Here is a 12,916-nt window from a genome sequence, read left to right on the forward strand (position 1 = left end):
TACTAAGGCCCGTATTCAATTAAGCCAAACGACAAGTAAAGCCAAGTGAATAGCGCCTAGAAAATTCTAAGACGTTTTTTCATAGCACAGGGAAATGGCTTTGTATTGCTTTCATTTTGGCCAAGAAATTCTCCGATCAAAGACGGGATTTAAAAAGATATGTATCATAATTTGAAGGCACTGAACGGGTTTTTTTAGGAGAGATCACGGCCTTCCCCCCCCTTTTTCTTTGAGTTTTCTCTGCCTCCTTTCATCGGCATCATACGCTTTATCGGCAAGTACCGCACCAGCCTTCACGGGGTGATCAGCGCCTTCCAAATTATGGGTCTGACCTTTTGTCAAGTGAAAAGCGATGGGATTACTAGTGATATTGCCTTGGGCGTCACAGATTGCATGAATCTTAGTGCTCAGGATGGCCTGGTTCTCGTTTTTTTTAGTTCCAGCTCTGTGTTAGTAGGCGCCCACAATCGTGGAATCGATCATCGCGTACTCGTTTTGGCGTCTTTTGCCAGCGCCTAAAAGACTCTTTTCTATACGCCCTTTTGGCTCTAACTCGTAAAGCGGATGGATAGCTTTAAAAGCGCCAAACCTCTCCGGCCACGAAATTCCTGCACGGTAACGGTATAAAACAGCCTACACAAACAGGAGGGGGGTATCTTTTGCTGTAACGCGCACACCTCCCGAGGTTCCAGGTAAAAGATCCTTGAGCCGACCCCTCTGCCTCAACGCATACCGTCTCATTGAATACAAAATCCTTCTGAATTTTCTATTAAATTTTCAAAAAATATAAAAAATTAACTTAATTGAGGATGGGGCCTAGTATTTATTGACTTTGCAATCCAAATCTTTAATATTTTTTAATTATTAATCAATTTGCTTGGTAAGTGCCGGAGTTAGAACCTGTATTCATGAATAAAAAAGTGTGGTATAAAAGGCCTGGAGGAGTGGAAGAAGAATTATCCAAGCGATTTAAAAAAGAGAGAGGGAAGTAATAAAGCATCATTTTGATAGCGGCAATAAAAGCAAATGCAAAAAAAGAGGGGGGTAATGCAGTATGTTATATAATCAAGAGCGGTTGTCAATGGACGGTACATTGTTTTATAGACGATGTAGGATTAAGGGGGTATGGGAAAAAGTGATGCATGAACTTTGTTAAGACACGCCAAATTAAGTATGAAAGGAGTGAGAATCCCAGATATAGCATCATTCACAAAGGGTTAAACCCACAGCTGCCTCAGAAAAAATAGGTATAGATGGGGGAAAAAAAGATACGTAAACGGCATAGTGGTGTTGATAGACAAGGAAATTCTGCTCCATATCACGGTTCATAAGGCCAATGACACAGGTGCTGGGTGCAGAGTTTTTGAGGAAGCGGTGCAAAAATATTCTACATAAAAGAGAGTTTGTGCAGATGCTAGATATATAAAACCCATGGAAGAATTTGTGAGAACTCTATTGAATAAAACTATAGCACTCTCAAAGCGTATATCTCAAGGATGGGCTATACTTACTAAAGCGTTGGATTGTCGAAAGAACATGGGATAGCTAAATTATTTTGAAGGGTATCTAAAGATTATGAAATTTCCCTAGAGACTGATGAAAACATGAGTATGATAGCCCATTCCATGATCCTATTAAGAAGGGTAGCTAAATCATTAATACAGGTTATAAATTGTTTTGCGCAAGCCCCCCTGTTCAGTTCTCAAAAATTTCTTCTTTTCATCTCCTATTGAACTGAAACTCTAAATATTCCAACAAAATAATTATTATTTAAAATATCAATAAAATTTTTTTATTATTCAATAATTTCACTTGTTCGTTATCCCATCATCTTTATTACTCAAGAATCCACCAACCTGAGCGCACCATAGATTTTTATAAAGTCCTGTTTTTTTAAGAAGTTCACTGTGCGTTCCATCTTCTACGACCTTTCCTTTATCAAAAACTAAAATGCGATCCATATGCAAAAGTGTTGACAAGCGGTGAGCAATAACAATCGTTGTCTTGTTTTTCATCAATGTCCATAAAGATTCTTGAATCAGACTTTCTGTGACAGAATCAAGTTGGCTAGTTGCTTCATCAAGAATAAGAATAGGAGCGTTTTTTAAAATAGCACGAGCAATGGCAATACGTTGACATTGTCCACCAGAAAGCTTAATGCCACGCTCTCCTGCTAACGAATCATAGACTTGCGGTAACTTTTTTATAAATTCATGCGCATGAGCTTTTTTCGCTGCTTCAATGACCTCTTTATCTGTAGCTTCAATTCGACCATAACGAATATTTTCCATTACGCTGCGATGAAATAGCATAGGATTTTGAGGAATCATAGAAATATTTTTTCTTAAGCTGTCTTGAGTAACATCCCTAATATCTTGATCATCGATCAAAATAGCACCATGAGTAACATCGTAAAGCCTTAATATTAAATTTACAAAAGTAGATTTTCCCCCTCCTGAATAACCAACTAACCCTACTTTTTGTCCGGACTTAATGGTAAGAGATTTATTTTGAAAAAGCATTTCCGTCCCCTTATACTGAAAAGCCACTCGATAAAAAATGATTTCTCCGCTATGACATTTTAAGGCTGTGGCCTTTGGCTGGTCTAAATGTGTTGGCTCGCCTTCTTCTAACAACGCCAGCGCTTGGTCTACTTCTCCCCAGTTGGCTATGAAGTTTCTTAATGTATAAGAAAGCTGGAAAATTGTATTGATAATATTGAAATTAATCATAATAACCAATGCAAAATCTCCCGGACTTACGATACCGTTTTGATAACCAAAAATCAGCGCGCTTACGAACAACAACGCATACCCAGACGTAAGAAGGCTTAATCCCCCATACAACCAAGTGTGGTAGGTCCCTCCTTTTTCGGCTACGTTTATAAAAAAATTCTTTAATTTAAAAAAACGATCTTGCTCAAAAGATTGTGTTGCAAAAAGTTTAACGCTCATAATATTAGTAAAATAGTCTGAAATCAAGCCCATTATTTTAGATTTTTCTTCGGCACACTCTTTATTAAGAGCTATACTTTTTTTCATAGAAATAGAAATAATTGCAAAAAATAACGCAACCCAAATCCCCATACTCAATACAAAAATAAATGCAACCTTTGCAAGCAAACAAATAGAAATAATAATTAATAGAAAAAAATAAAAAAACGAATTTATTGTTATAAAAATCAAATGTGGCAAATACTGAAAAGCATCATTAATTTTTGATGTTAAAGCTCCAGAAAGCTGATTTTGAAAAAAACTGTATGGATATTCATATAATTTTTTCATAAAAACTTCCGCTACGTTTAATCGAAAATTGATTGTGTAGCGAGTCACACAATAATCGCTTATGTTCCACATGCTTATCAACATAAATTGCAACACTGCATAAAGAATAAACACGTTCCATAAGCTTCCTTTTTGATGGTGAGAAACTATATTAATAAACTGTTTGACCAAAAAAGGTTTAAGCGTAGTATCTATTGCAATCAAACATTTTGCTAAAAAAATACAAAAAATATACTTTTTATAGGGACCTATGTTTACAATGATGAACCTAATTACCCGCATAAACAATTACAAAACTCCTATGATTTTTATACATACCGTTCATTTTCAAGACCCGTTCATTTTCAAGACTTTTGTTGATTAATACTCCCGTTTTTAGTAAATACAAAACCAGAAACACATTTTGATGGTCCCATGTAGGAAATCTTAAATGCGTAGTTAAATACTTTGACGGAATGAGAAAAATGATCTCTCCCAGACTTAACAGCTCCTTTCATAAGTATTCAACGAAAATTAAAGAAATGCAATTAACGCATACTTTTCCGTGTAGATACATAAAATTTCTCAATTATTTTTTATATGATGTCGTCACGAGAAGTTCAACCAAAGGAAAAAGCATTTAATTTGAAAAACAGAAAGAAGTGAAGAAATATTTTTTGCGTATCGCGTTGCAATTCCTCTTCAGCGTTTCAGGTGAAGAAATGTATTCTCTACAAAATGTCTAAGCTTGTAAATATTTTTATCGTGTTCCCTTTGTTTTTTTATTTTTCTTTGGAAGAATAACAGGATTGATGTTGTTTTTTCTTGCCTAATCAACAATTTTATTGGTATTATACCTCCTATCTGCGAGAAGATTTTGAGTGTCTATTCCTTCAACACGCTGGCTAGCTTTTTTGCAATCAGCAGCTGTAATTAATGTAATAATAACTCTGACCGGCATACCCTGGGCATTTACAGCTATATTTAGTTTCGTGTTGAGCCCCCTTTTGTGCTTGGCCCTATGTCCTGGCCCACCTTCCTTAGCCTATGCTGCATGAAGATGCACTTTTATATGACTGGCATATATATCAAAATCACCTAACTTTTACTTAGTCCTTTAATCGTATTTTTTAATTTTTTTTTCACGACCAACTTATAATTTTTTCTTTTCATCTTTTTATGGAGCTTTATTTTTTTATCTTTCCTTCCATGCAATATACTAAGGCCAACTATTTTTTAATAAAAAATTTTCTTATTACGGTACGTGCTTATGATATTAAAAATTAACAGTTATGCACCAAACCTTGCGATTAAAATTTTTTATTTTTTAATAAATCTAAAATTTGTGAGTATTTCAATTGAGAACACAAAAAGAGAACTTGATCGTTTTGTATGAAATGTTCAGGATTGAATAATAACTTTTTTTTTCGTAATACAGCAATGATTTGCACATCTAAGTTTTTAAAATCCGAATTCTGCATTTTTAAGAAATAACTTTCTTCTGCCAGCACAGCTGTAATGAGTACCATCGGTTCTGTACTTTCTGAATGTGTGTCTGCTAACACATGAACACGCTGTACACAAGAAGGGCTAAGGTGCGTCATTAATTGCTCTAAAATTAATGCATTTGGATGAATAATAGACCTTACACCTATCTTTAATCCAATGGGAATGTACGAAGCATCTTGCACTATAGATACTGAATGGTGCGCATGTTGATGGGTAAGAACAGACAAAAGGTTGTCAGCATCACTTAATCCAAGCGCCAAAATTCCGCTTTCTTTGGGAGGAATTCCAAGATCTTCTCGGAATTTTTCATCTAAAGGATTTCCATTATAAAAAGAAAATTCAGGATAAAGCGCAGCCAGCGCCCTATATTTTTCAGGATCTGAGGAAACAAAAAATACTTGCTTAAGATCAAAATAATTTTTGTGCACTATCTTTGCCAGTGCATAAGAAAACGAATTAATCCCTAACGATACAATATATTTTGGAAAATTCATCGAAATTTCAAATAATCGTTTCAGTGGAACAATAGGATGGTACACAATACATACTCGATCGTTCTCCTTAAGAACTATATTTTTATGAGGAACTTCCGACTTATTCTGACGAAAAATCTGTATAATTTTTGAATCCTGTACGGCATGGTATCGCTCAATATCTTCAATTTTCATTCCGCACAAGTGGTGTTTAGCTTCAATTTTCATTACAATCCCATGAAGTTTTTTTTCAAAAAACGACATGTGACGCATAATGTTTGGGTAATAAAGCCTTTGAAGAACACCTTTTGCTCCATCCATATCAAGATTTAGTAATAAATGAATGCCTTCTTGAAGAGCGCTTGTCTGCATCACAGTATAAATTTCTAGATCTTTCAATCGTGCGGCTATAAACCCAAGAGAGAAACTCTGCCGTACATACCTGCACGCAGTTAAATTTACACTATCTTTTTCGGTAACGCTAATAAATCCACACGTTTCATCTAAATCTAATTGAGATAAAAGCACCAAATCTAAAACGCTTCCTGCGATACCCTGAATATCGTATTTTTTTAAAAGGTCTTGCACCACATCAAAACAAGAATCAATAGCTATAATTTCATAGTGAATTTGAAGATGATGCACCAGACTTTGCCCCAAAGCCCCCATCCCTGCAATAATCAATCGTTTAATCACGAGCCGGCAACGTAATCGTTTTTAGTGCTTGCTGTAAGTCTCTAGCACGCAAAATATACTTTTGAGAATACGTACTTAAAATTCTAGAAGGAGTTTTCGAAGATTTTTTTCCCTGTAAATGCATCAGCGCTAGATGCGTATGCTTTTTTGCATCTTGAATATCTCCCTTACCCATAGCACATTCAGCCATTGCAACATGCATTTCTCCGATACGATTTAATTTTCCTAAAGCAATTCCCAACCAATACCACATATAGGGATCTTGTTGAGTGCCAAAGACCGCCCCTTCCAACAAAGTTGCACTGCGTTTCCATTGCATAGGATCGCTACCATCCAATGCGATAATTGCTGAGTAGGTTCTAATATTTATATCCTTTGGACGCATTTTTAATGCAGAACGAATAAAATCTAATGCTTGCGTCAAATGTCCATTTTCAAACAAGATTTGAGAGCGTAGCTCTAAAGTAAACGCATCTCTTTGATTAGTCTTTTCAAAACGGTCTAGAGCTTTCAATGCGTGTTGAAGTTTTCCTTTGCGGTGTAAAAAAATACTTTCTCCCAAAGCGCGGTACTCTTCAGGTATTCCCGTTAACTTTTGCCGAAATTCTTGCAACGTGGACACATTTTGAAGCTCTGTACATGCCCAAAGTTTTGATTTAATTTTAAAAAATTCTCTATATATACTGGGATCTAATGGCTTAACAGGGCCACTTTTTTTTTCAGCATCTCGAATACTTGCCAACCGATCTCCAGAACAAGGGTGAGTTCTAAGATACAAAGGAACCTGACTAATGCCAGACGCCCGAACCATTTTTTCCATAAAAGTCGCCAATCCATTCATAGACCACTGCAATGTTTTTAATACCCCCAAAGCAAATTGATCTGCTGACCCTTCTTGAGCTCTACTAAAATGCATCATATCGGTTAACGCAGTTAGGTCAATCAAAGAGCTTCCCCCTAAAAACCCCGGAAGCACGCCTAACCCTTCTTTAGAAGTCAACGCCGTCATTCCTGCTGCAACTCCCGCAAGTACGCGTAGTATCGTAGACCTTATTTCTAAACTTTTCATCAGGTCCATGGCTTTTGTCAAATGATCACACGAAACATGACCCAACTCATGAAAAAGGACCCCGATAATTTCTTCTGGAGTATCTGCTGTTAAAAACACTCCTACGTTGATGAAAATATTACCATTTTTTGTAGCAAAAGCATTGATAGTTTGGCTATTAACTAAGTGAAAACTCACTCTAGAACGCAGGCTATCTCCCAAAATATCAAAAGCTGGTGCGCACACCGTATTTAAAAAATTTTCTACTTGACTATCGGATATTACCGCCCCCTCTTCAAATCGCAAAGGCATAGCACCAATGATCATCCCATAAAATATAGTAATAATTTTTATGAAATTTACATAAAATTTCATCGCTCTTTTGATAGCAAAACTATGGCTATAATCATAGCAGCACTTCCGCCCCACATCCAGATACTTGGCCAAGGTTCTTTAAAAAAATACCATCCTAAAAATGCACTAATGGCCGGGCGAACTGCTCCAAAAGGTAGTAAAAAAAGCACTCGATGCAATGAAAGCGCGCGATTCATTAAAAGATGTGATAAAAATGTTAAACTTCCAAGTATCACAAAATTTTTTAAAAAATTTTTTAAAAATATCTCATTAAGTATAGTCTGCTTTCCAATCATAACTTCTACCTTAAAAATTGGACCAAAAATATATTCTGCTGCAATATAAGACCCCGCTCCCAAAGCAGTTAAGGCAAATACTGAACACCCAACATCTTCTGGAGAAGCACGCCGCAACATCTTTTTTGCCAAAATATTAGAGGCTGAAAAACAAAAAATAGCCAAAAATGGAAATACCGGAAATTTTTTTAATTGAAAACATGCCCCCCAAGACAAGTCGAAAAGGCTTTTTCCGTAATTAATTAATAGCCCCCCAAAAATACTTACACCGATAGCAGCAGCCCTTCGCCAAGTTAAAGATTCTTGTAATATCAAAACTGCCAAAAAAATCGTAGCACACGGACCAAATAATCCTAAACAAATCATTTGAAAAAGAGAAAAATGCTTTAGGCTGATCGTCCATAATAAAACTCCCGACAAAGCAAATCCTCCCCTTAAAAGAGAAAGTGGACGAAAAATATTAAACTTCAGTGAAAAACCAAATCCAAGCCAAACCCAAAATAAGGCCCCTAAATTTTGGACAAAAACAATCCAGAGCGCAGAAAGATTCGCACTTTTAATTGCAACATTTAAACAAGAAAAACCTAAGCACGCCCCTAATTTATATCCTATTGCACTCCAAGACATACAGCCTTTAATAATTTAACATTTTTGGCGCAACAATTATACGAACGTTGACCACAACTTGTGGATGAAGTTCTATTGATACTTCATGAGTTCCAAATGTTTTTAAAGATTTATCCATTAAAACTGCAGATTTAGAAAGTTTAAACTCTTCTTCCGGAAACCGATCTTTTATTTTACTAACCAACAATTGACAAACGTCCAAAGTAGTAACAGAACCAAACATCACCCCAGCTTCATTACTTTCTTTAGAAAAAGTCAACTCAAAAGATTCCAGCTCTTCTGCGTATTTCAAAGCTAAAACTTTACGAGATTCATCTTCCGCTTTCAACGCCTCACTTTGAATCCGAACTTTTTCAATCTTTTCTGCTGTCGCAAAAAAAGCTTTTCCTTGAGGTTCTAGATAATTTCGGTGATACCCGGGCGCTACCTGAACAATGTCTCCAACGTTTCCTAATTTTCGAATGTTCGCACACAATACCACTGAAGTTTTTTTATTTTTTTTAATTGCCATAACTTGCTCTACTCCTTTTCATTTAACAGAGGCATGATCCAAGGTCTAAAAATTGAACACAACCCCAAAATAACCAACGGAACTCCACTTATACTAGCACAACACCCTATAATAAAAAAGACAAGCCCTGACCTATTTTTCCAAAGACTTCGAAGAAAACTCCAGCCTTCTAAAACAAAGGGCAATGTTGCACTTAAAGCCATATTACAGAATACAACTTGCGCATCTTCTAACGCTATTGCCAGCATAAGAAACGCGCTTAATATCCAATAGTTCCACATAGAAACAGCATACATCTTTTTTAAAGAAAACTGATCCTTTAGAAACCAAACGCCACAACAAGCTCCCGAAAGCAACGATAAAACTCCAGGCCACATCTTTAACAAAAGAGGTGCAGAAACTTGAACCATTACGTCTTGCCACCACAATCCCACAAAAAAAGTAGCGCCCATCATAATGCAGCTAAAAAATTTTAAAAATACATCTTCTGGTATTTCGTTTTTAAAAGATTTTTGATGACGTAAAAGCATCAGTGGAATAACAAAATACACAACATAAGCTACCAAAATTGCAACAGGATACTCAGCCAGAGCCAAAGAAGAAAACGCAAAAACTGAAAGAAGTAAAGAGATTTCCAACTGAACGTTTAAAAGTACCGCAGCAAAAGGAAACACCAACCCCAACAAAATCCACTGCCCCCAAAAAGAAGACGGGGAAAAAAAACATAAAAAAGAAAAAAATACCACAAAAGCGGTGGCAAGATATTGATAAATTTTTTGCATCACATCTCTTAAAATGCTTACTTTTTGTACGGAATCAAAGCAAGATACCGAGCAATTTTTACGGCATTAGCGATGCTTTTTTGACGCTTTGCATTAGAAAATGTGCGAGGAGTTTTTTTGTAAGACTCCTCCTCTGACCTTTTATCCACCATTCTGCGATCCACTTGAATCAGACGTCCTGGAGTTATTCTTCCAGAATCTGTCACGGATCGATTCAACAACTTCAGATTTTTAAAATTTATTTCACTCTCTTTCAAAGAACGAATATACTTTTTACGCATATAATTCATAAAACTCTCCCTTCATTATTAAAACAAAAAATTCCTAAGAGACAGAAGAAGAAGGCTTAGATGCTCCATTAACCGCATCCACTAAGGAAGACTGACGCAGCATTGTGGGCTCTACCAACAAACTCTCATCCTTGACTTTTAAAACAAGATGTCGAAAAATCCCCCCATGGAGTTCTACAGAAAGAAAACGTTCCAGCTCTTTCACGCAAGAAGGGTCAAGCTGAGCCGTGCAATAAACATAGTGTGCTTTATTGCGCTTATGAATGGGATACGCTAAAGTGCGAAATCCCCAATATTCCGCTGGACTCAACATCCCTTGATACCCTTGGACTTGAGATTCCAACTTTTGAAAGACTTCTAAAACCTGAGGCATAGAATAATCTGGATTAATAATCAATACCACTTCATATTTTAACAAAGTATCACGTTGGTACCGCCCTCGTAACACTTCTTTTATAGTTTCTTGCATTGCTGTCATGCTATTTAACTCTCCTGAATATTAGCATCTACCTAAAGAAAATAAAGCTCACAAATGTTTTTTGGATTATCGCACAAAATTTCTGGTACCGCAAGCAGCATCGAAAGCTTTTCAGTCAATAAAACCCAAGAATTTCACATAAAAAAAGTTACATAAAATGGAACAGTTTTTTAGAATTTTTATTTAAAAGTTGGTTTTTTTAATTTTTCAAGAAAATAATTCATCGATAAATCTTTCTTTCACAAAATCATTAAACTAGAGATCCGCTAATCGTTTTAAGAATCTGCAAAACAATTCACAACTTTTTATTATATTAATTGTAAATTTTAACAATAATAAAATTGTTTTTACATTAATCTTTACTTTTTTATTAAATATAAGTAGACAATAAAGGGTTTAGGTGGTATATATAAAAGAATAGGTTGTTGCTATTCTTTTTTTAGATAAATAATGAAAAAATCACCACACCGACAAGCCTTAGGGCGTGGATTGGGTGCTTTGCTGGGAGAACAAGGAACCGAAAAAACGGAAAATCTCTCAAGCTCCAAAGATCGCTCTGGTTTAGAAGATCAACCCAGCACAAAAGATCGCTCTGGTTTAGAAGATCAACCCAGCACAAAAGATCGCTCTGGTTTAGAAGATCAACCCAGCACAAAAGATCATTCAAATTCTGAAAAGCGCTTAAGTTCCACGCTTCAAAAAGATGAGACTTTATCATGGCTGCGTCCTGAAACTCTACAAACCAATTCAAAGCAACCTCGTGTTGTTTTTGATGAAGTGTCTTTAGATGAACTTGGGCACTCTATCCGATCTAAGGGAATTTTACAACCCCTTTTAGTGCGCCCATGTGGAGAGTATCGTTATGAAATTATTGCCGGAGAAAGACGATGGCGCGCAGCTCAGTTAGCAGGGATCGAACAAATTCCTTGTCGTATTCTAGAAGTTTGCGATGAAGAAATGATGGAAATTGCGCTCTTAGAAAATATTCAAAGAGATGATTTAAACCCGATTGAAGAAGCAAAAGGATATCAACACCTTATTGATGCGTTCAGTTATACTCAAGAAAAGTTAGCTCATCGCATTGGAAAAAGCAGAAGTCACATTGCCAATATGTTAAGAATTTTAAATCTTCCAGAATCTGTCCAAAATTTAGTTCTAGATAAACATCTTTCTCTTGGGCATGCAAAAGTTATTTTAAGCAGTCGATTTCCTGAAGAATTGGCGCAAAAAGTTATAAAAAATCAATGGACAGTAAGGCAAACAGAACAAGAATTAAAAAAAGAGCAAAGTTTAAAAAAATCTCAAAATTTGTTTGAAGGAGCTTTAGAACACTCCACAGAAGCGCTGCGTCAACACTTAAATCACTTGGAAAAAAATGAATTAGAACTTTTAGAACGTCGTCTGCAGACTTGGGTAACGCACAGTCAGGTGAAAATTCAACATAAAGGAGCTTCTTTAGAGATAAATCTTCGATTTAAGAATTTAGAAGATATGGAACATTTTATTAGTTCAGTTCAAGAAAAATCTGAACTTCCTTAGGAAAAAAAGAGCATGGTTTGGAATTTTGTAACGGAATGTGAAAAAAAAGTTAATATTATTGACAAACTAAATTTAAAAAATGTTTTGGGTGACGTTTGCATTTTGGAAAAATCTATTGTTCCCTTTACTTTAAAATCTTCCGGATTTTGTGATGTATTAACTTACCTAAAAGATCGCATAACTTTTCAGCTTCACAAAGCTAAGGAGTGTCGTGGTGAAGAATTGTTTTGGTCTCTACACACATTGATTTTTACAAAAAGATCTTTTTTAGAAGGGCATAATACCTTAGAACAGTGCGTTAATTCTGTTACTTTGTGGTCTGGAGGAAGCCACAAGGTGTGTACAATGATAGGAAAAATTCAAAACGATTCCTTGATAAAATTTCGTTTATCTACGACAAAAGTTAAATTTAAACGCATTCCAAAAGAAATGATAATTCCCCTTGCAGAAAGTATGATTCAAGAATCTTATAGCGGGGGATACCAATCGTTTGGTCTGATTGGGCAATATATTCGCCATTTTGCAGGTCCTGTGGGCGGATGTGAAGGGGTGCCTTTACTACCGTTAATTCATTTTCTGGGCCCCCTCAAGCAAGACGCATAATTCTTTTAATTTTTAAAAATTTTAGATATCTTATTCGAATAGTGAAGGTTGATCTTTTGTTCTTTTTTAAGGTTTCAGCAAATAATTTATTCTAGAACCTGTATTCATGATTTAGCTAACCTTCTTAATAGGATCATGGAATGGGCTATCATACTCATGTTTTCAGCAGTCGCTATGGAAATTTCATAATCTTTAGATACCCTTTGCAAATGATTTAGCCATCCTATGTCCTTTCGACAATCCAACGCTTTGGAAGTATGACCCATCCTTGAGATATGCGCTCTGAGGTTGCTATAGTTTTATTCAATAGAGTTCTCACAAATTCCTCCAGGGGGTTTCTATATCCAGCATCTGCACACACTTCCTTTAATGTAGGATATTTTTACAACGCTTCCTAAAAAACTCTGCACCCAGCAACTAGTGTCATGCGTATTGGCCTTATGAACC

11 protein-coding genes and 1 pseudogene are annotated in these 12,916 nt (G+C 35.9%); 2 read left to right on the forward strand and 10 right to left on the reverse strand.

All coding sequences use genetic code 11. The features are described from left to right. Positions 1 to 66 precede the first annotated feature (66 nt). From K737_RS08950 to rpsF, 9 genes and pseudogenes are all read right to left on the reverse strand, one after another. A pseudogene (locus tag K737_RS08950) lies at positions 67 to 741 on the reverse strand (IS5/IS1182 family transposase). Positions 742 to 1,808: 1,067 nt separating this feature from the next. Beyond that, a complete protein-coding gene (locus K737_RS04910; RefSeq protein WP_023491363.1) occupies positions 1,809 to 3,566 on the reverse strand; it encodes an ABC transporter ATP-binding protein in 1,758 nt (585 codons plus the stop codon). Positions 3,567 to 4,573: 1,007 nt separating this feature from the next. Beyond that, positions 4,574 to 5,941, reverse strand: a complete 1,368-nt coding sequence (locus K737_RS04920; RefSeq protein WP_006303506.1) for an NAD-binding protein — start codon at positions 5,939 to 5,941, stop codon at positions 4,574 to 4,576. Further along, positions 5,934 to 7,364 (reverse strand): M48 family metalloprotease, encoded by a 1,431-nt coding sequence (locus K737_RS04925; RefSeq protein WP_006303508.1) that lies wholly within the window; start codon positions 7,362 to 7,364, stop codon positions 5,934 to 5,936. Before K737_RS04925 ends, K737_RS04920 begins: the two co-directional genes overlap by 8 nt. Next, positions 7,361 to 8,266 (reverse strand): DMT family transporter, encoded by a 906-nt coding sequence (locus K737_RS04930; RefSeq protein ID WP_006303510.1) that lies wholly within the window; start codon positions 8,264 to 8,266, stop codon positions 7,361 to 7,363. The genes K737_RS04925 and K737_RS04930 overlap by 4 nt, the downstream gene beginning before the upstream one ends. A gap of 7 nt (positions 8,267 to 8,273) precedes the next feature. Then, positions 8,274 to 8,777 carry a 50S ribosomal protein L9 gene (gene rplI, locus K737_RS04935; RefSeq protein ID WP_006303512.1) on the reverse strand — a complete coding sequence of 168 codons (504 nt, stop codon included), beginning with the start codon at positions 8,775 to 8,777 and terminating at the stop codon, positions 8,274 to 8,276. Between the two features lie 8 nt (positions 8,778 to 8,785). Continuing rightward, positions 8,786 to 9,562, reverse strand: a complete 777-nt coding sequence (locus tag K737_RS04940) for a hypothetical protein (protein ID WP_152531099.1) — start codon at positions 9,560 to 9,562, stop codon at positions 8,786 to 8,788. Between the two features lie 14 nt (positions 9,563 to 9,576). Next, positions 9,577 to 9,849, reverse strand: coding sequence for a bS18 family ribosomal protein (locus tag K737_RS04945; protein ID WP_023491369.1), 273 nt, complete (start codon positions 9,847 to 9,849; stop codon positions 9,577 to 9,579). A 34-nt stretch (positions 9,850 to 9,883) separates the two neighbouring features. Next, on the reverse strand, positions 9,884 to 10,327 hold the full coding sequence (gene rpsF / locus K737_RS04950; protein ID WP_006303525.1) for a 30S ribosomal protein S6: 444 nt from the start codon (positions 10,325 to 10,327) through the stop codon (positions 9,884 to 9,886). Positions 10,328 to 10,777: 450 nt separating this feature from the next. On the opposite strand from rpsF, the gene K737_RS06885 reads away from it, so the two are divergent. Together K737_RS06885 and K737_RS04960 are read left to right on the forward strand one after the other, a co-directional pair. Then, positions 10,778 to 11,866, forward strand: coding sequence for a ParB/RepB/Spo0J family partition protein (locus tag K737_RS06885; protein WP_006303526.1), 1,089 nt, complete (start codon positions 10,778 to 10,780; stop codon positions 11,864 to 11,866). Positions 11,867 to 11,878: 12 nt separating this feature from the next. Continuing rightward, positions 11,879 to 12,469 carry a Maf family protein gene (locus K737_RS04960; RefSeq protein ID WP_006303528.1) on the forward strand — a complete coding sequence of 197 codons (591 nt, stop codon included), beginning with the start codon at positions 11,879 to 11,881 and terminating at the stop codon, positions 12,467 to 12,469. A 223-nt stretch (positions 12,470 to 12,692) separates the two neighbouring features. Here K737_RS04960 and K737_RS10310 read toward each other — a convergent pair whose 3' ends face one another. Further along, entirely contained in the window at positions 12,693 to 12,830 is a 138-nt protein-coding gene (locus tag K737_RS10310) for a hypothetical protein (protein ID WP_162471409.1), read from the reverse strand. Positions 12,831 to 12,916: the final 86 nt, after the last annotated feature.

The sequence above is a fragment of the Holospora undulata HU1 genome (genome assembly GCF_000388175.3).
In the GTDB taxonomy this organism is placed as follows: domain Bacteria; phylum Pseudomonadota; class Alphaproteobacteria; order Holosporales; family Holosporaceae; genus Holospora; species Holospora undulata_A.

Coding starts and splice junctions, on each gene's coding strand:
- K737_RS04960 (WP_006303528.1), top strand. CDS start 11,879: ATGGTTTGGAATTTTGTAACGGAATGTGAAAAAAAAGTTAATATTATT.
- K737_RS06885 (WP_006303526.1), top strand. CDS start 10,778: ATGAAAAAATCACCACACCGACAAGCCTTAGGGCGTGGATTGGGTGCT.
- rpsF (WP_006303525.1), bottom strand. CDS start 10,327: ATGACAGCAATGCAAGAAACTATAAAAGAAGTGTTACGAGGGCGGTAC.
- K737_RS04910 (WP_023491363.1), bottom strand. CDS start 3,566: ATGCGGGTAATTAGGTTCATCATTGTAAACATAGGTCCCTATAAAAAG.
- K737_RS04930 (WP_006303510.1), bottom strand. CDS start 8,266: ATGTCTTGGAGTGCAATAGGATATAAATTAGGGGCGTGCTTAGGTTTT.
- K737_RS04925 (WP_006303508.1), bottom strand. CDS start 7,364: ATGAAATTTTATGTAAATTTCATAAAAATTATTACTATATTTTATGGG.
- K737_RS04945 (WP_023491369.1), bottom strand. CDS start 9,849: ATGAATTATATGCGTAAAAAGTATATTCGTTCTTTGAAAGAGAGTGAA.
- rplI (WP_006303512.1), bottom strand. CDS start 8,777: ATGGCAATTAAAAAAAATAAAAAAACTTCAGTGGTATTGTGTGCGAAC.